The sequence below is a fragment of the Pedobacter boryungensis genome (genome assembly GCF_013204825.1).
In the GTDB taxonomy this organism is placed as follows: Bacteria; Bacteroidota; Bacteroidia; order Sphingobacteriales; family Sphingobacteriaceae; genus Pedobacter; species Pedobacter boryungensis.
The window spans coordinates 1,139,901-1,158,940 of sequence record NZ_JABMKV010000001.1 but is presented as its reverse complement, the minus strand read 5'-3'; the positions used below and the strand labels follow the sequence as shown (position 1 = coordinate 1,158,940).

General features: G+C 35.1%; 15 protein-coding genes and 1 pseudogene. 6 read left to right on the top strand and 10 right to left on the bottom strand.

The window, feature by feature from the left end; genetic code table 11:
• Positions 1 to 42: 42 nt before the first annotated feature.
• The 6 genes and pseudogenes from HQN85_RS15895 to HQN85_RS04960 all read right to left on the bottom strand — a co-directional run.
• Positions 43 to 1,842: pseudogene (locus HQN85_RS15895) on the bottom strand (PAS domain-containing protein); the annotation flags it as partial.
• A gap of 205 nt (positions 1,843 to 2,047) precedes the next feature.
• The gene (locus tag HQN85_RS04980; protein WP_173269414.1) at positions 2,048 to 2,626 is read right to left on the bottom strand and encodes a hypothetical protein; all 579 of its coding nucleotides are present in this window, start codon (positions 2,624 to 2,626) and stop codon (positions 2,048 to 2,050) included.
• 668 nt (positions 2,627 to 3,294) lie between these two features.
• Positions 3,295 to 3,930: a response regulator gene (locus HQN85_RS04975; protein ID WP_173269411.1), complete on the bottom strand. Its 636-nt coding sequence runs from the start codon at positions 3,928 to 3,930 to the stop codon at positions 3,295 to 3,297.
• Positions 3,923 to 4,993 carry an ATP-binding response regulator gene (locus HQN85_RS04970; protein ID WP_173269409.1) on the bottom strand — a complete coding sequence of 357 codons (1,071 nt, stop codon included), beginning with the start codon at positions 4,991 to 4,993 and terminating at the stop codon, positions 3,923 to 3,925. The genes HQN85_RS04975 and HQN85_RS04970 overlap by 8 nt, the downstream gene beginning before the upstream one ends.
• A 12-nt stretch (positions 4,994 to 5,005) precedes the next feature.
• A complete protein-coding gene (locus HQN85_RS04965; protein WP_173269406.1) occupies positions 5,006 to 5,398 on the bottom strand; it encodes a response regulator in 393 nt (130 codons plus the stop codon).
• Complete coding sequence (locus HQN85_RS04960) at positions 5,395 to 6,927, bottom strand: sensor histidine kinase (protein ID WP_173269403.1); 1,533 nt, start codon at positions 6,925 to 6,927, stop codon at positions 5,395 to 5,397. The genes HQN85_RS04965 and HQN85_RS04960 overlap by 4 nt, the downstream gene beginning before the upstream one ends.
• 276 nt (positions 6,928 to 7,203) lie before the next feature.
• Between HQN85_RS04960 and HQN85_RS04955 the strand changes: the two genes are divergently transcribed.
• A complete protein-coding gene (locus HQN85_RS04955) occupies positions 7,204 to 7,608 on the top strand; it encodes a response regulator (protein WP_173269401.1) in 405 nt (134 codons plus the stop codon).
• A gap of 58 nt (positions 7,609 to 7,666) precedes the next feature.
• Here HQN85_RS04955 and HQN85_RS04950 read toward each other — a convergent pair whose 3' ends face one another.
• A complete protein-coding gene (locus HQN85_RS04950) occupies positions 7,667 to 9,682 on the bottom strand; it encodes an ATP-binding protein (RefSeq protein WP_173269399.1) in 2,016 nt (671 codons plus the stop codon).
• Between the two features lie 320 nt (positions 9,683 to 10,002).
• Between HQN85_RS04950 and HQN85_RS04945 the strand changes: the two genes are divergently transcribed.
• The gene (locus HQN85_RS04945) at positions 10,003 to 10,917 is read left to right on the top strand and encodes a WG repeat-containing protein (protein ID WP_173269398.1); all 915 of its coding nucleotides are present in this window, start codon (positions 10,003 to 10,005) and stop codon (positions 10,915 to 10,917) included.
• Positions 10,918 to 11,040: 123 nt separating this feature from the next.
• Here the strand turns inward: HQN85_RS04945 and HQN85_RS04940 are convergent, their stop codons facing one another.
• A complete protein-coding gene (locus HQN85_RS04940; protein ID WP_173269396.1) occupies positions 11,041 to 11,664 on the bottom strand; it encodes a DUF4142 domain-containing protein in 624 nt (207 codons plus the stop codon).
• A 285-nt stretch (positions 11,665 to 11,949) separates the two neighbouring features.
• Between HQN85_RS04940 and HQN85_RS04935 the strand changes: the two genes are divergently transcribed.
• From HQN85_RS04935 to HQN85_RS04920, 4 genes are all read left to right on the top strand, one after another.
• Complete coding sequence (locus HQN85_RS04935; RefSeq protein WP_216847222.1) at positions 11,950 to 12,579, top strand: RNA polymerase sigma-70 factor; 630 nt, start codon at positions 11,950 to 11,952, stop codon at positions 12,577 to 12,579.
• A 98-nt stretch (positions 12,580 to 12,677) separates the two neighbouring features.
• Positions 12,678 to 13,700, top strand: a complete 1,023-nt coding sequence (locus HQN85_RS04930) for a FecR family protein (RefSeq protein WP_173269394.1) — start codon at positions 12,678 to 12,680, stop codon at positions 13,698 to 13,700.
• A gap of 3 nt (positions 13,701 to 13,703) precedes the next feature.
• Positions 13,704 to 16,340 carry a TonB-dependent receptor domain-containing protein gene (locus HQN85_RS04925; RefSeq protein WP_173269392.1) on the top strand — a complete coding sequence of 879 codons (2,637 nt, stop codon included), beginning with the start codon at positions 13,704 to 13,706 and terminating at the stop codon, positions 16,338 to 16,340.
• 551 nt (positions 16,341 to 16,891) lie between these two features.
• Positions 16,892 to 17,689 carry a hypothetical protein gene (locus tag HQN85_RS04920; protein WP_173269389.1) on the top strand — a complete coding sequence of 266 codons (798 nt, stop codon included), beginning with the start codon at positions 16,892 to 16,894 and terminating at the stop codon, positions 17,687 to 17,689.
• A gap of 7 nt (positions 17,690 to 17,696) precedes the next feature.
• Here HQN85_RS04920 and HQN85_RS04915 read toward each other — a convergent pair whose 3' ends face one another.
• Both HQN85_RS04915 and HQN85_RS04910 read right to left on the bottom strand, forming a co-directional pair.
• On the bottom strand, positions 17,697 to 17,981 hold the full coding sequence (locus HQN85_RS04915) for a chaperone modulator CbpM (protein WP_216847221.1): 285 nt from the start codon (positions 17,979 to 17,981) through the stop codon (positions 17,697 to 17,699).
• Positions 17,982 to 18,019: 38 nt separating this feature from the next.
• Positions 18,020 to 18,946, bottom strand: a complete 927-nt coding sequence (locus HQN85_RS04910) for a DnaJ C-terminal domain-containing protein (RefSeq protein WP_173269386.1) — start codon at positions 18,944 to 18,946, stop codon at positions 18,020 to 18,022.
• Positions 18,947 to 19,040: the final 94 nt, after the last annotated feature.

Genomic DNA, 19,040 nt, shown 5'->3' with positions numbered 1-19,040 from the left:
TCGCTTCCGGTCATCAATGTCTTGAAAACTACCATAAACCCTTATGCATTCTCCATTTCTAAACTCCGCTTCTGCAATAGCTCTAACCCAGCGGGTATTTCCTTTTGCGGTAACCAATTCTACTTCTGCATCGCAAGGTTGTCCTGTAGCTATGGTCCCTGCCATTTTACCAGCAATGTAATCGCGATCAGCTCCTTCGCGGTAAAAGGATAACCAATTATCAATTCCTGGAACAAAATCGTCAGGTACCTCATAAATCTCTCTCGTAATTTGTGACCAGTAGGCAATACCAGTCACCCTATCTATTTCCCAACTTCCTATCCGGGCAAGTTGATTAGCCTTGAGCAAGAGATTTTCCATTTCCTTTTTCTCAGAAATGTTTTTACCTACACAAAACATCAATCCGTCATCTTCAGAGCGTGTCACTGTCCATGATAACCAGATAGTTTTGCCACTTTTGGACACAAATCGATTTTCGAAATATAAAGTTAAATCACCTGTAGCTAAAAATGCTAGAGTTCTTTCACGACTAACTTCTAGATCTGCTGGGTGTACTAACAAGTCTAGAGGTGTTTCAAGTAATTCCTGTTCTGTATACTCTAATTGATTACACATGGCAGGATTTACTCTTTTGAAATAACGATCAATCCCCAGTATACCAATCATGTCTGGTGCCCGATCAACAAGCATATAATATTGCTGATCTGCTTTTTTACGAATGGTTATGTCTTGAATGAACATAGAAAAACCATCCTCTCGAGGATAAATTCTGTTTTCCTGCCATAACCCAAGCGGAACGTAATGATCTTCATTAGTAATATATCGTTTTTCACGTAGTGCTTGCTGAATACATTCGTAAGTTGATGAGCCAACCGCATCTGGAAACAGTTCCCATATATTTCGGCCAATCATATCTTCCGGGTTCATGCCAACAATTTCACCCAACTTTTTATTCACATAAGTATAACGTTGTTCAGAATCCGCGGAAAAAAATCCATCAGTAATACTGTCCATCAATTCTTCCATCTGGCTTGATTGCTGTCTAACTTCGGCCTCAGCAAGCTTAATTTCTGTGATATCGTAAATTAATGAGTAGAAGCCTTTAACCTTGCCAGGAGGTCCATCAGGTAAGTATTGTGTATGTGTAAATAAGGTATTGCCATTTTCTGAAGGCAAGCTGCGCTCAAAGCTTTGGCGATGGCCCTTTAATACAGCTTTTAAGTGACGTTGATGTGTGCTGTACTCTTCTGGAGACAATAATTCTGATTTTAATCTGCCAATTACACTTTGATTTCCACCAAAAAAATCTTCATAAGGTTTATTAGCAAAGCGGCAACGAAGATCAGCCGAAAAATAAGCAATCATGGCTGGAGTGTGATCTGTTACCATGCGAATAAAATCAGCTTTTTCCCTCAAAAGAGCTTGGCTCTGATGTTGCTCAACTTCAAGTTCTACCTGCCTAGTAATATCTATGAAATTGAAAACAATCGCTTCTATGTCTTCCTCATGCAGTAGATTAGTTAATGTACAGTCTATCCAAATATAGTTACCATCAAAATGTCGAATTCTAAATCGGGTAGAAAGAGACTCTCCTGGTTGGGCATATACACGAAGTAATACATCTTGAAGAATATCTTCATCATGGGGATGAACTAAGGAGGAGGGACCAATTTCCGAACGTTCTGAATCACTCCAGCCAGTAATTCGTTGAGCAGAAGGACTTCGATAAATCATCTTCAAATCCTTATCCATAAGTGTCACTCCTGCATAACTATGTTCAATTAGTTTGCGGAAAGACAACTTACCATTGGTTATTTGGTTAGTTACTTCAGGTCTACCCATTGTACAGTCTTATCTAGGTTTATTGTAAGTTACGTATCCTAGATGACAATCAAAAGACATTAGTGGTTTTTCTCTATGACTTAGGTAGTTCAAGTATATCACGAAATTTGTTCTTGATTGAGAGTGCTATTGGCCCATGCTGGAAAATACAGCCTCAAGATTGGGTAATCGGTTTAACTATGAATTTGATGTATAACAGTGGTGATTATGAATTTGATTTTTCTAGTTTTAGTGAAACATTAATAATCACTTCTTCAGCTGCATCGCCAGGTTTAGTATTTGGTAATGAAATTCCAAATGAACTTAATTTTACAAATTGTTTAGCATTTAAGGTAATGCTTCCATCTTCATTAGCTTCAGTGCTCATTTGCATTGGAACACTATTTACGCGGTCGCCAATTTTTACTTCACCAATCATATGAATCATCTTCATAATTGGGAGAATCATTACTCTTTGTTGTTTAAATTCAATTTCTTCACAGTTTTTGCCTTTCAATGAAGTAATCAGGCTTTCTGCTGACTGCACACTTGCAGATTGAAGTTGATCTAAAGTAAAACCTAAACTCAAATTCTGAATATCACTAAGTTCATTATCCTCTATGGTAAATACGCCTTTACAGTTAGCACTTTTAATGTTTACTTTCCATTGATCACTTTTTGCTGAACCAGAAATAAATGCGTTCGAACTAGCAACATGGTAGTTGCTTTCAGTTGGAGCACTTACAAAAGACATCATCATCATACCGATGGTAATAATTACTAAGCTAAGGATACGTGTTTTCATAGGATTATAAGTTTAGCGTTAATGAATTTCCAATGATTCAAATTTGCACAATTCACTATCCTTAGTATATCATTACAATTATGAAAATCTTGTCATAATTTGTTCTACAAAAAGTGTGATAAGACAAGGTAAAGATGGATGTTATAAATTACCTACATGCCTACTATAGAAGTAATATTTCACAGGAGGTAGGTAAGCACTTATATAATTATTGGTGTTTTCTTGAGGAGAAATCTAAATTTCCTTTAAGGTGAAGACTTTTCCCTGTTACTCAAAGCTCTTTCCCTGTTACTCAAAGCTCTTTCCCTGTTACGCAAAGCCCTTTTCACGTTATGCAAAGCCCTTTTCCCGTTACGCAAAGCTCTTTTCCTGTTACGCAAAGCCCTTTTCCCGTTACGTAAAGCTCTTTTCCTGTTACGCAAAGCCCTTTTCCCGTTACGCAAAGCTCTTTTCCCGTTACGCAAAGCTCTTTTCCTGTTACGCAAAGCCTTTAGACTTCAACGCAAAGGCCTTTCCTTAACGCGGAAAACTAAACAATGCATTTATTGATTGAAGAAATGTAAGTCTAGAACCTTGTACATAGTAGTTTATCCTTGGGTGAGGTTCGATGTCTAATAATAATGAAGTTGCGTTATATTAAATTAGAAGGAAGTCGTGAAGAGACTGGATTATTTGACTAATTTTTGCGTAATGGCATAGGTTGTTAATTCTGCATTGTTTTTCATTTTCATTTTTTCCAGAATTCTAGCTCGGTAAGTGCTAATGGTTGGCTTACTCAAAAATAATATTTCTGCAATCTCGGTTATTGTTTTACCAGATGCAATTAAGATTAAGGTTTGATATTCGCGTTCAGATAATAATTCATGAGGTTCTTTATCAGAATTGGCTTCAAGCATATACAGTAGCTGTTCAGATAGGGCTTGTGATACATATTTTCGTCCAGACATAATTTGATTAATTGCCTTCACAAGTTCAAGATCGGCAGCATCTTTAGATAAATAACCTGCCGCACCCAGTTTCAATGCCCTAAGCGCAATTTGCTGTTCTCCATGAAAACTGAACATCAACACCGGTATTTTTGATTTCTCTGCCTTAATTTGCTGCAAAATTTCTAATCCACTTCTGCCTGGTAAATCGATATCAAGAATAAGAATATCCCATACATCGCTTTTCAATCGATGAAACACCTCCATCGCATTTGTTGCTTCGCCAATCACTACACCAACAAATTCACTCATACAAATCTGCTTAACACCTATTCTAATGGCAGAATGGTCGTCAGCTATTAAAATTTTCTTAATCATTTGGATTTACAGTTATTTCAATTATTGTTCCACTGGGTAAATTATTCGTAATAATTAACGTAGCTCCAATTAGGTAGCTTCGTTCTTTCATATTTAAAAGTCCCATAGATATTGAATTGTTTAAAGAATTTGGTATCCCAATTCCATTATCACTTACCTTAAAGTGCCAAGTATTTTCAATGCAAGCAATATCTAATTTAATTTCGGTAGCCTGCGCATGCTTTGCAATATTCGTTAAAGCTTCCTGACAAATGCGAAAAATATTAATTTCTACTATCTTATCTAAAACAAGTGGCGTATCAACAACATTAACCTCGCTCGACATGCCAGTTTTTTTAGCGAACTCTTTTACAAGCCACTCTAAAGCAATAGGTAGGCCCAATTTATCTATCAAAACAGGGCGCAATTCATTCGCAATTCGCCTTACCATTTCAATAGAGTTATTCACTTCCTCCACTAAAGAATTAATAAACTCTTCCTGAGCTTCTGGCGAATTTTTAAGTTTTCGCAAGGCAGATAAAGACATTTTAAGACCAGCTAATTGTTGACCAAATTCATCATGTATTTCCCTTGCAATATGCGCTCGTTCTTCCTCTAAAGCATTGTTAAGTTGGTTAGCAAAACTTCTAACTTGTTTTTCAGATTCTTTTAATTTATTGCTTATTTTTTGACGCTCTGCACTATAAATAAGACTTTTATACAAGCCATTTGCGTTTAAGTCTTCTTTTAAAAGATAATCAGAAACACCCATGCTCAGCGATTTTACACCAAATTCAAAATCACTGAAACCCGTTAGCACTACTACGGGTGTATGCCTAGAAAGTGCAATAATTTCGTGAATTAAATTTTCACCATTTTTATCTGGTAAGGAGAGGTCTAATAAAATGATATGATAAATATTTTCAGGTTTAGCTAATAAGGTTTCTGCTTCTTTAAAAGAATTTGCATGTTCAATTTTTGGAAAATCGACACGCTCAATAATAAACTCTTCAATTAAAGTAAAATCTCCCAAGTTATCTTCAACTACTAAAATTCGATATGGGCTTGTGGTAGAATTAATCATAACTATATCACATCAAAAATTTTCAATTTGATTAGTGGTCTTCATAAAAATGTCTATATCTAGCGGCTTACTCATAAATGCATCTGCGCCGTTTTGTTGCGCCAATTGCATATCACGTTCAGACGAAGAAGTAGTCAACATAATTACGGGTATTTTGCAATAAACCTTATGCTGCTTAATAAAACGTAACACCTCATGACCAGTTCTTTTAGGAAGATTGATATCTAATAATATTAAATCAGGGATTTCTATCTTATCATCTGCTTGCTCAAAATAAGCAATAGCTGCGGCTCCATCCTTAATAGTCTTTATATTATGACTTACATTATGATCTTCTAAAGCCTCTATCGTCAGTAAAATATCGCCTTCATTATCTTCTATAAGTAAAATCGTTATTGGTCTCATGGTTTATTTTTCTCAATGGTAAAATAAAATGATGTACCTATACCAAGTGTAGATTCCAGCCATATCTTTCCGCCTAAGTTTTCTACAATTTTCTTCGCAATAGCTAAACCCATTCCCGTACCACTATATTCATCTTTATTGTGTAAACGCTGAAAAATAATAAAAATCTTGTCGTAATACTCCTTTGAAATACCGATCCCATTATCCTTAATGCAAAATTGATAATGGTGAGCAGTTTCTTTACAACTAATCGCAATCTTTACTGCACGACTTGGATCCTTGTACTTCAGTGCATTACTAATTAAATTTTGAAAAAGCTGCCTAATAGGAACCTTATAAGAATTTATAGTTGGCATACCTTTAAAAGTGATTACAGCATCATGCTCTTCAATTTTTTTACGGTACAATACAAGCACATCCTCTATAATTTCTGCAATTGAAACTTCTTCTACCTGTGCTTTTAAACGACCAATTCTAGAATATTCCAATAAATCTAGAATAATCTGGCGCATCCGTTTGGCACCATCAACCGCAAAATAGATGTACTTTTTGCCCCGATCATCTATTACATCATTATATTTGAGCTCTAGCTGAGTTAAAAAACTGGTAATCATTCTCAGTGGCTCTTGCAAATCATGAGAAGCTACATAAGCGAATTGTTCCAATTCAGCATTTGAATCCGACAGTTCTTTAGCTTGCTGATGTAAAGAAACATTCAAGTTATTTAATAAAAGCTCAGAAATTTTACGCTCGGTAATGTCTTTAAAATAGACAGATAAGCCAGCGTCAGAAGGGTAGGCGCTTATTTCATACCATTTACGCAACTGCGTATATTGATCTTCAAAATGTACAGATTGGTTGGTTGCTAAAGCTTCATGGTACTTAGTATAAGATAATGAACTAACATTTGTTGCAAAAACATCCCATAAATTATGGTGTAGCACTTCCTCTTTCGGTTTAAGCAACACCTTTGCGGCAGAGTTATTCCAATAAGTAACCACCCAATTTTTATCTACAGCAAAAAAAGCATCTGCAATACTCTCCAATATAGTATTACGTTCTTCAAGTACTTTTTTAGCTCTAATTTCAGCATTTTTTAACGTGTTAAAATCATCCTCCATTTTGCGCTGCAGCAATTCTTCAGCTTCCTTTGCTTCAGTAATATCAATACAATTACACACAATTGCATTGACATCTACATCATTTAGCATGTTGGTAAACGTACATTTTAACCAGATGTAATGCCCAAGTGCATGTTTAATTCTAAAATGAGTGGTTTTTTGAGCATTTGCTACCTGCCGCACTTCTTCAAGTGCGTCTGTAACTATTGCATAATCATCTGGATGAACCAATTTTGTGATATGATTATTGGTATCATCAATAGTGGCATAGCCATTTATTCTTTTAGAAGAATCATTACTATAAATGATTATATCATCTTCATTAATTAAAGAAATACCTTCCTGACAATGTGCTATCAATTTTTGATAAAAAGCAATACTGTTATGCAGCGTCTTATTTTCTTTCATGTATTACTAAATTAGGCAATGTGCCTGTCATCCGCTTTAATTTTTAACATAGCATATCGGTTACAACAAATTTCTCTATTCACAAGTTAATACAGTTAAGGTAGTTATAAAATTGTAACCGATATAATTTAATTTTTAAAATCCATTTACCCATATTTAGCGCAAATAACAAACAATTGACCACTTAAACATTATATAGAGGCTATAATTTTCTTAATATTCTTTACAATTGATAATATTAATTAACTTGACGGCCAGCACAAAGGATTGACCACTATGAATTCCAAAATATTAGTTATTGATGATGACAAGGTCATCCTGTTTATTCATAAAACGCTAATGGACATTAGTGGCATTACAGCCGAAGTAGAATACTTCCACGATCCAGAACTTGCCCTACAACATATTCTTAACCATATCAATACACATACCTTTTTGTTGCTTTTAGATATTAATATGCCCTCTATGAGCGGTTGGGATATGCTCGATATCCTAAAAGATCATGAGTTTCATCAAAACATTCATGTAGTCATTATTACTTCATCCGTTTCAGACTTAGATAGAGAAAAAGCATTTACCTATCCTCAAGTATGTGAGTTTTTAACAAAACCGCTTAAAGTAGCCGATTTTATTGCCTTGCAAGAACACGAAATTACAGGTAAATACCTAAGACCAGTTTAAATAGGGTTAAGAATTCTAATTGATACTGAACTAAAACACATTTTAGTTCAGTATATATTTAAGAGTTCATAGGCAGGCTGAAACTAAAGATAGAGCCCTTACCTTGTTCACTCTGTGCCCAAATTTTACCGCCGTGGCGATCAATGATTTCTTTGCAGAGATATAATCCAATACCAAAACCTGATACAGTGGACATTTTACTATCCTGTACACGGTAAAAACGATCGAAAATCTTTGAAAGATCAGGAGCGCTAATGCCAATTCCATCATCTGCAATTGCAACATAGGCAGTACTTTCATCGTTTGTGCAGGAAATGCGTATAGTAGAATTACTGGGCGCATATTTAACTGCATTAGAGATGAGGTTGTGCACTACCTGTCCAATTTTATCATGATCTGCATTAATGATAGTACTATTTACTGGATCAAAAATTACTTTGTGTGTATTGATAGTAGTATGTGTCTCTTGTTCGGCCTCCCTAATAAGCAGGGCAAGATCAAACTCCGTAGGCTCAATGCTAATCTTTCCAGATTCAAGACGCGAAACTGTTAAAAAACCATTAATCATCCCTGTCATTTTTACAGTTTGAGCGAAAGCTTTTTCTAATGCGCCAATAGCAGAATCATCGCCCATAGTAAGAAGCTTTCTGAGCACGATTTGAATATAGCCCTTTAGTGATGTCAACGGGGTTTTAAGCTCGTGGCTAACCATAGCAATAAAATCGTTCTTCCTTAATTCATCAGTTTTCTGTTCGGTAACATCCATTACAACTCCTGTAAAAGCAGAAAATGCGCCCGAAGAATCTGCTTTTAGATTACCTATAGCCCGTAACCAACGCAACTTGCCATCGTGTAATCCCTCTACAGGATAAGTCACATCATATTCGCCATTGTTATAAATAGCATTTTCTAATTTTTGAGAAACCATTTCCCTATATTCTTCTGAAATCTGGGCAATAGCCTGCTCAATAGTAAGTTCCTCATCAGGATAAAAGCCAAACAGTTCTTTAAGCCTGCCATCAGTAATAAATTCTCTAGTAACTGAATTGATATACCAAGTGCCAAAATCAGCTCCTTCTATAGCAAGGCGCAGAGCGATTTCAGTATCCTCTATTTTTTTTCTAGCTTCCAGCAGCTGGTCGTTTAGCCTAATTAATTGCTCATTGCTAGCAATTAGTTCTTCATTAGTCGCAGCCATTTCCTCAACTGTACTTCGCAACTCTTCATTTGTAGTTTGCAACTCTTCGCTAGTTTCCTGTAGCTTTAGCTTAATGTTATTTATTTCTGTAATATCTCTGGTGGTTCCAGCAACTGCAATTACTTTCCCATCATTGCCCATTACCGGAGTAAAAATATAATCGTAAATTCTTTTGCCCAGAGTGGCATGGGGGAAAGACACCTCGCCGCGTATGGGCTTTCTCGTTGCTACCACTTGGTCAATTTCTTTTTCATGCATTTCGGCATGCCAAGGTTCATATCCATTATCTAGCAACCTTTTGCCAATGGCATTATCCCAAGTTTTTCCCCACATATTTAGTAATGCTTTGTTGGCATAGGTAAAGCGATAGTTCAGGTCAAATACATACATCAAATCTGGAGTACCTGATATGATAGTTTCATAAATTTGCTGCTGATCTTCGATTGCTTTTCTTGATTCAGTCAATGCAATCTCGGCCTCTTTTCTTTTAGAAATATCTTTAGCAATGCCATACCATTCTTTGATATTCCCACTTTTGTCTAAAATCGGCACTGCCCTAGAGTAGGTCCACCCAATGGTACCATCAGCTCTATTAACTCGATGTTCTAATTCAAACATCTTTTTGTTTTTGATAGCACTGGCAATTGCCTCATCAACAATTTTCAGGTCCCCTAAAAAAACATTTTTTTCTTTCCAGTTCGTTATGGGTTGATTGGCATCTAGCAGAAATCCACGTCCGTCCAAAGGATGCATAATCTTCCAGTCTGCACTAAGACTATAAGTCACATCGGCCGAAGCCGCAGTTAACGCGTCCAAGCGTTCTTGAGCTGTGTTTTTGTTAGGAGTTAGGTTTTGTTCTTCTGAATTCTGATCCATTTGCCATGTCGAAAAAGTTAACACAAAAACAACACATAAATTGAATTTGTTTGATTTTAGAATTAAGTTAAGCTGTGTTTTCACCCGCTTGCTATACGATATTATACCAAAAACATGCATCAATGGAAAAAGCACTAATTATATATAGGGAGGATGCCAAAATAATTTAACTTTTGAATATCCTCTGTACTGCAAACTCATAGATACATTTAAGGAATGGTAAAGAAGTAATAATTTCATATACCTAAAAATTGGTATTGACAGGAATTTGCAATTCTTCTTAAATTAGTATCCTAAACCTAATTTAACTGAATTTCAACATGAAAAAAATTTTACTACTTGTTTTATTCTCTATTGTTATTTGTAAAATAACCAATGCTCAAGGTTTAACTCAGTATTGGGATAATACCACATATAAGTATGGCTTAAAAGACAAAAACAATAAGATAATTGCGCCTGCCAAGTACGATGTGATTTATTACAAAGAAAATGTAAATCTATATGTGGTGCAATTAAACTATAAGTATGGATTAATGGATCCAACTGGAAAAGAAATTATCTCTACCAATAACGAATTTATAGGCGACTTTAGTGAAGGGCTAGCCATAATTAGATCTTCAAGTTATAAGGATGGTTATATTGATCAGACAGGCAAATTAGTTATTCCTATGAAATTCAAAGATGCTTCAAACTTCAGTGAAGGATTAGCAAATGTAGCTATTGAAGTAAAGCAAGGATTTTACGACGTAAAAAAATATGGCTATATAGATAAAACAGGGAACTTTGTTATTCAACCAACTTTTCAGCAAAGTTTATCTTTTTCTGGTGGTTTTGCTGGGGTAGGACTGGATGGTAAATGGGGATATATAGATAAAACTGGAAAGCAAATAGTACCTTATCAATACGATGCAGTATATAACTTTTATGAAGGTATGGCTGTCGTAAAAAACAACAATAAATATGGTTTTATTAATGAGCAAGGTAAGGTGGTTATTCCCCTTAAATATGATTATGCCAATGGATTTAGTGAAGGGCTTGCATCGGTAAATTTAGGTGCCCAACCAGCTTTTTCTGGTTTGCCAAAAGGAGGGAAGTATGGCTTTATTGATAAAACTGGTAAAACAGTAATTGCGTTCAAATACGATTCTTCTTGGAGCCTGTATAAAGGCAAAGCCGAAGTTGAACTCAATGGACGTAAATTCAATATCGATAGAAATGGAAATGAAGTGAAGTAGATAGTGATTATTTACGAATCTTAAAAATATACACAAACAAAGGCTTATTGTGATGAGCAATAAGCCTTTGCTTTAATTTTAGATTGTCGAACCGCTTAAAAAAGCAGCAATAACCATCTAAATTTAATTAGCTCTATCCTTCGAAAGTTTTAAAGGCACATCGCCTTTATCATTTTTAATGCTCTGAATCATTTTATTCACAGTTTCTGCATGAGCAGCATGCGCTTTGAGTATGGGTAAATGTTTAACCGCAAAAGCTTTCAATGCCGCATTGCTTTCATTCTCACTAGCAGCGGTAAACAAAGCAACCGCTTCCTGATGTTCTTTCACCATCAAATCAGCATAATAACGGTTAGCCTCTTCTTCTTTTAACGTGCTGATATGGTTAAGCTTTTCCATCTTGTCAGACGGTAAGGTTTGAGGAAGATTAAGTTTTTCTCGCTTAGCAATTTCCTTTAACTCATTATTGGCAGCTGTGTGGTCCTTTACCATCATAGCAGCAAGCGTTTGTATATCTGGATTTTCTGTAAACTTGATCATTTTAGCACTCGATTCAACTTCCATCATACCGCCAATAGCAGCTTTTTCGGCAAAATTATCCATATTAGGGTTGGTAGCAAGCGCAGTATCAACTGGTTCCTTTGAGATTTGAGTAGTGTCGTTCTGGCTAGAGGGATCAGGTTTCGCATTGCAGGCAAATAAAAGTGCACTAGATAAGGCACAAAGTAATAGATACTTGGTTTTCATGTTCTTGTCATTAGGTTGCTTGCCAACCGACCATCGGTCAACAAAAAATAAACAGCCAAAACTTAGATTTAGTTTTTATAGGTATAAATTGTTGTTCATATGCTTTATTGATAGGCTAAATCAAATTAGCAATCATTAATTTTAAAACTTATTCATGATTAAATTGATCAGTACCATTTAATGTTCGAATGTTTATTTCTAAATTTTACTTTTGATTGAGTATATCACTGATTTTTGGTGTCCTTTAATAAAACCAAACAATTAGCCATCAAAACAAAATCATTAATGCTAGAGAAGAAAGATCACCTTATTGTGTTGTTTAAGGAAATTCAAGGTGGAAATACACATGCATTTGATGAACTTTTTTTGCGTTACCACGATAAATTATTAGCATTTGCCCTTCAATATGTAAAACAATTAGAAAGTGCCGAAGAAATAACTTCCGAGCTATTTGTAAAGATATGGCTTAAAAGAGCCATGCTTACCAACATCCTCAATCCAGAAATCTATCTCTTTATCTCCATTAAAAATGCATGCTTAAATTGGCTGAGGTCTAATCATAAAAAAAGCAGATTGGTTACTGTTTCATCAGATGAACAGTCATTAGATATCGTCTCCGCATACCAAACAACCATTGCCGAAGAAAAAGAACTCTCAAGAATTTTAGATCTAATTGTAGCTAAACTACCAGAACAGCGTCGACTGATTTTTAAGTTAATTAAAGAGCAGGGCTTGAAACGTCATGAAGTCGCAGAAATATTGGGCATCTCCATTAGAACCGTCGAAAACCAATTGCATAAGGCCATAATTACACTAGCCGAAGCCATTAGCGGTTATTTAGGTTACGATCCAAGAAAGAAAACAAGTAAAACACAAAAAACTTTCCTAATCACTTCTTTATTTTTTTTGTGGTAGATAAGTATGAATTAAAATTCGAGTGTCCTTAAGATATAAAAGCTAAAACAATAGCAGCTTTATTCTTTACTAAAGATGAAGCAACAAAATTCAACAACATGAAAAAAGATAAGTTTCTATTCTTATTGTCTAAAAAGCTCAGCAATGATATTGCTGCTGAGGAGAATGAGCTTTTAACGATAGCGATCAACAATAGTGAAGAATACAAACAGCTTGCAGATAAGCTGACCAAGTATTTTAACCAGCGGAAAGTTAAAAACTCAAAAACAGACAAGTTAAGAACTACATGGGCAATGATAGCTAAGGCGGGGGCAGACGACTTTGAAGAAACATTTGATTATAGCCCGCCAAAAAGAAAGTTAAATACCGCTCTTTTTCTTAAAATAGCATCCGTATTTATTTTAGCAATCGCATCTACATTCCTAATTTATAGGCTACAAAACCGTACTGAGCAAGAGATTGAAACCATCAGCACAGGTACTACTAAATCTTTTAAATTATTAGCAGATGGTACAAAAATTTGGCTCAACAAAAACTCTGCGCTACAGTACAACAGTGCCTTTGGTAAAGAAAAACGTGAAATTACCCTTAAGGGCGAAGCTTATTTTGATGTAGTGAAAAATTCTTCTATTCCTTTATTCATTCATGCTGGTAATATTACCATAGAAGTAAAAGGAACGGCATTCAATGTAAATGCATATAGCGATAAACCAAATATTGAAGTGGCTTTAATCAGAGGGTTAATCCAGGTAAGTCATACTTCAGACTCTGAAAATATGGTGCTGCTTAAACCTAATCAAAAACTCATTATTCCAAATGCATCAGCAAACGGCGCTCATTCAAAATTTATAATAGAACCAATCAATAGTTTGGCATTATTAAATGAAACCAAATGGACATCAGATACGCTGATCTTCAAAAAGGAGAAACTAAAAGATTTGGCTTTGCAGCTAGAAAAAAAATATGAACTAAAAATTGAAATCCAAAGTGCACAATTAAAAGAACGCCGCTTTAGTGGAACATTTACCACAGAAACTATTAAACAAGTTTTAGAAGCACTCAAACTTTCTTATCCATTAACCTATACCATCAGCAATAAGCTGGTAATTATTAAAGATTAAAAGATGAGAAAAATAATTACCGTACTAATTGCACTAAGCTTACCCATGCTAACTTTTGCACAAGATCGAGTGGTAACCCTTAATCTCAACAAGCAATTTATCAGTTCGTTATTTAAACAGATCGAAGAACAGAGTAAATATAGTTTCGTATACAGTGATGATGTAGTTTCTGATACCATGAGAATATCTTTAAACGTAACGAATATGTCGGTTAATGAGGTATTGACAAAGATATTACCCGAGCAAAACCTCTATCATCAGATGATTACCAATAGACTAATTGCAATTGGTAGTAGAAAGCAATTAGCAAAAGAAAAATCGATTTATAAAACAACTTTAAATGGTAAAATAGTTGATTTAAAAGGTAAAGGGGTTCCATTTGCCTCAGTAGGGTTATTTGATGATAATGTGCTCTTGGGCGGTAGCATTAGTAACGAAACTGGGAACTTTCAATTGGCGTTTAATTTTTTGCCAAATTATACATATCGCTTAAAAATTACATCTGTTGGTTTTAAATCAAAGGAAATGGATTTCACTTATCCTGATACCCTTGCGGCAAAGCAAATTACACTGGGTGATGATCAATTGGCACTCAAAACAGTAAATGTAACAGGAACCAAACCTTTAATGGAAAGGAAAACCGATCGATATATCGTAAATGTGGAGGGAAGTTTCTTAGCAAATGGAATGAACGGACTAGAAGTATTACAGCGATCGCCAGGGATTTGGGTAGATAACAATGGTGGTATTAAAATAAGGGGAAATCAATCTGTAATGGTCATGATTAATGATGTGGTGCAACGCATGTCTGGAAATGACCTTGCAGATTATCTGCGAACCTTAAAATCTGAAGACATTAGCAAAATTGAAATTATTTCTAGTCCACCATCAGAGTTTGAAGCATCAGGCTCCGGTGGTATTATCCATATCATTCTTAAAAAATCTCGTAAGGACGGATTGGTAGGAAGTGTAAATACGCAATATCGTCAAATCGAAAATCGGTATGGGTATGGAGTTGGACTAACATTGAACTATAAAGTAAAGAACTTGTATCTTTTTGGTAGTGTATCAGCTGGGAATGAAAAGAGTGAATCCATCGCCACTAATCGAGTTACTTATCCAAATCAGGATTCTTATTCCAGCAATACAGATCGGTACAATAACAATGATGCTACTAAGTATCAATTTAGCGCAGGGTACGACTTAGGCAAAAATCAGTCTATCGGCATCCAAACAGTTCAAACCGGAACTAAGTTAAACCAGTATTTTAATACCTATAATAATTTTATTGGTGCTCAACCACTATCTGGTACGGCAAGATCTGACTGGTATAGAAAACCTAGTCTTAGTGGAACTACTATAAATTATGTATGGAAATTGGATAGTTTAGGCTCAAGCTTTAAAGTAATTGGCGATTATATTTACAGCAATAGAAAGGAAGTAAATAACTTTTCTTCGGTTTACGATGTGCCTTCAAAAAATTCTACCTACCGCAATAATACCCCAAATACTACAAATGTATATAGCCTTCAAACAGATTATACAAAAGTGCTAAAACAACAGATTTCCATTAAAGCAGGTTTGAAGTTTGCCTCTACAACAAGAGATAATGAAGTAATTAACGAAAATTACACTGGAGGTACTTGGGTGCTGAATCCCAATTTAAGTAACCAATTTATTTATAAGGAAGACCTTTCCATGGCCTATGCTTCAATGGAAAAGAGCTGGAAAAAACTAAGCGTCAAAGCAGGTTTAAGAGCAGAACATACCCATATGAATGGAAATTCAATCACATTGAACAATCAATTTACACGAAACTATCTTGGACTTTTCCCTTCGGTGTTCATAAACCAAAAGTTGGATGAAGAAAAAGGTTCGGCTATTTACTTTAGTTATGGGAGGAGATTGCAACGCCCTTCTTTTGCAGATTTAAATCCTTACCGTTTACAGTTTGATGATTATCTGGTGCAAATCGGAAATCCGGACCTTACCCCAGAATATACGCATAAATTTGAAGTGGGAAGTTATTTTTGGAAAGACATTGCTGCAGATTTATACTTTGCGGTTACCACAGATCGAGTTGCACAATTGGCACAACCTGTTGCAGGAAATGTAATCGAATATCAAAACCGCAATTTTAGCAGTAGTAAAGAATACGGCTTTTCTATATATGCACCAGTTAAATTCTTTAAATGGTGGACAATGAATACATCCCTATCAGGATTTAATTTAAGGTATAATTTAGGCAATTATCAGATCTCTCAATCAACCTTAAATGTTTCATTGCAGCACGCAGTAACGATTAAAAATATTGTTGACCTAGATGTATACGGTTATTATCGTTCACCCTCTGTAAATGCAAATACCAAATCTTCAGAACAATTTAATGTAGATGCTGGGCTTACCAAACGTCTACTCAATAAAAAACTACAAATCAGAACCTATTTCGCCGATATCTTTAACCTCGCAAGAGAAAAAAGTTATACGGAGTATTTAGGAACGAGCATAGATTTCTATCAGAAAAGACAAACCAGAACAATTAACTTATCCTTAAATTATACCTTCAGCTCGGGTAAAAAATTCAGTAACAAGAAAATCGAACAAAGTAACGATGACGAAAAAAGAAGGATAGGGAATTAAGCATAGGCAATTAATCAATGGGAATATACTATGACAACAATTTGCACAACCATTCATAGTTTGTCATAACCAACTCGATTGGATATCTTAATGAATAAATAAGTTAAGAATTTAGCTTTGTCAAACTTTTAACAAGATGCAAAGAAGTTTGACAAAGCTCCTGCATTATAATTCATAGTTCGTCATACTCAACTCGATTGGGGTATCTTAATGCATAAATAAGGTAAGAATTTAGCTTTGTCAAACTTTAAACAAGATGCAAAGAAGTTTGACAAAGCTCCTGCATTATAAAACCTGAACCCTTCCTAGACCACAACCTATTCCCAAGCGGCCTTGTAGCATCCCGAAGGAGAATGCAATCAACTTGTAAACTCGATTGGGTATCTTAATGCATAAATAAGCTAAGAAAATCAGCTTGGTAATAAAGTAACTACGAACACCTTTACAAAACAACACATCGCATAAACTGTTGATGACATTGATAAAAAAACATACTAAACAGCAGCTTCAAATTATATATTTGTAACTAGAATTGATAAAACCTTATTCTTATGATACGCAACATTTCATTAAAAAGCTGGCTATTCACACTTATCATCTTTATTGGATTAAAAGCAACAGCACAAACTGTTACACTAGATAACTACTATAACCAAGAAACAAAAAAGGACAAGTCTGGTAACATGGTTAGCTTTCATTACTTATGGGATGAAACAGCATCATCAGGTTTTTCAATTTTCAGCGAAGCCTTTAAAAGGAATGGTGCTAAAGAATTAAAAACATTAAGTACTGCACCAAATGAAACAAATTTAAAAGGTACGTCTATTTACGTTATCGTAGACCCAGATAATTTAAAAGACAATCCGAAACCTAATTATGTAGCAGAAACAGAAGCAACAGCAATTGCAAAATGGGTAAAGGAAGGCGGGGTATTATTAATTATGGCAAACGATGATGTAAATGCTGATTTAGAACACTTAAACCTGTTGACGACTAAATTTGGTTTTACCTTTAACAAAGATTTAATTCTTCATGTTATAGACGACCAGCATTTTGCTGATGGTGAACTGACCATAGAGAATAACCCAATTCTAAAAACTGCAAAAACGATCTTTATAAAAGATGCCTCTTCAATTACGATTAACAATTCTGCCAAACCTATCTTAAAAACAACAGACGGGAAAAATGTGATGGTGAGTGTGAAGTATGGTAAAGGAACAGTATTAGCTGTTGGGGATCCATGGTTGTACAACGAATATGTAAATGGAAGGTTGCCTGTTAAGTATGAGAACGATAAAGCAGCAAACGATATCGCAAATTGGTTATTAAAACAAACTACTAAAAAATAGTTTCAAACTAACCTTGAAGACTTTTTAATTTTTGCTGTAGTTCTTGCATTCTGTTTAATAGATGTTTGATGGTTTCTATACCCGCCATATTAATCTCTAAATCATAATGCAAGCGCATGTATCTTTCTAAATCAGGTAATTGCTCATAGCTAATAAACGCTTTTTTACCCGAACGACTGAGTTCAATTAAACCCTGTTCATTTAATTGCTGTACAAATGTTGTTTCTATGCTATAGTAAACGCAGCAATCTTCAACCGATATTCTTTGTGCTTTATCTATACTATTTTTCATTCTATGTAATCTTTAAATGATTTTAAATCATTAAATATTTAACGCTCTTTAGCAAGCTGTCCAAATAATTCTTTTTCTTTCTCTGTAAGTTTAGTCGGAATTTCTACATGATAGGTGAGGTAGAGATCACCAAATGCGCCTTCCTTTTTATATACAGGAAAACCTTTACCCTTCAAGCGTACTTTTGTTCCATTTTGTGTTTCAGCAGCTATTTTCATTTTTACCTTTCCAGATAAAGTTTCAATCATTTCTTCGCCACCCAACACCGCTGTATAAAGATTGATGCTTACATCCTTGTAAAGATCATTTCCCTTACGCACAAATGAAGTATCATTTTTAATCTCAAAAGAAACATATAAATCACCATTCGGACCACCATTTGTGCCAGGTGCACCATAACCAGCAATTTTTATTTCCTGTCCATTTTCAATACCAGCAGGTACCGTAATACGGATATTCTTTCCATTAATGGTAAAGGTTCTTTTATGAGTTTGATAAACTTCAGATAAATTAAGTTGAACAGAGGCACGGAAATCTTGTCCTCTAAATTTGGATTGCCTGCTGCTACCACCACGGTTACCAAACATCGATGAGAAGAAATCTGAAAAGTCACCACCGTCTCCAGTAAAGGATCCGTATTGCCCACTTTCGAAAGGGTTGCCTCCTCCACCAAAGGGATTTCCTGCACCACCACGTCCAGATGATTGTTGCTGTTTGCGAGCTTCTTCATATTGTTCGGCATGCTTCCAATCATTTCCGTATTGATCATATTTTTTCCTTTTCTCAGGATCGCTCAATACTTCATTTGCCTCATTAATCTGCTGAAATAGTTTTTCAGTCTCAGCATTATTAGGATTTAAATCTGGATGGTGCTGACGTGCAAGTTTTCGATATGCCTTTTTTATCTCATCAGCAGTTGCACTTTTGGTAACGCCTAAAGCCTTATAGTAATCAATATAATCCATCGTATAAGAATAATACTACAAGATAACAACTAAAGCTGTTAGAACGTTTGATGAAGATCTTTCTTTTTTATGATTTACATTATACATTGAACAG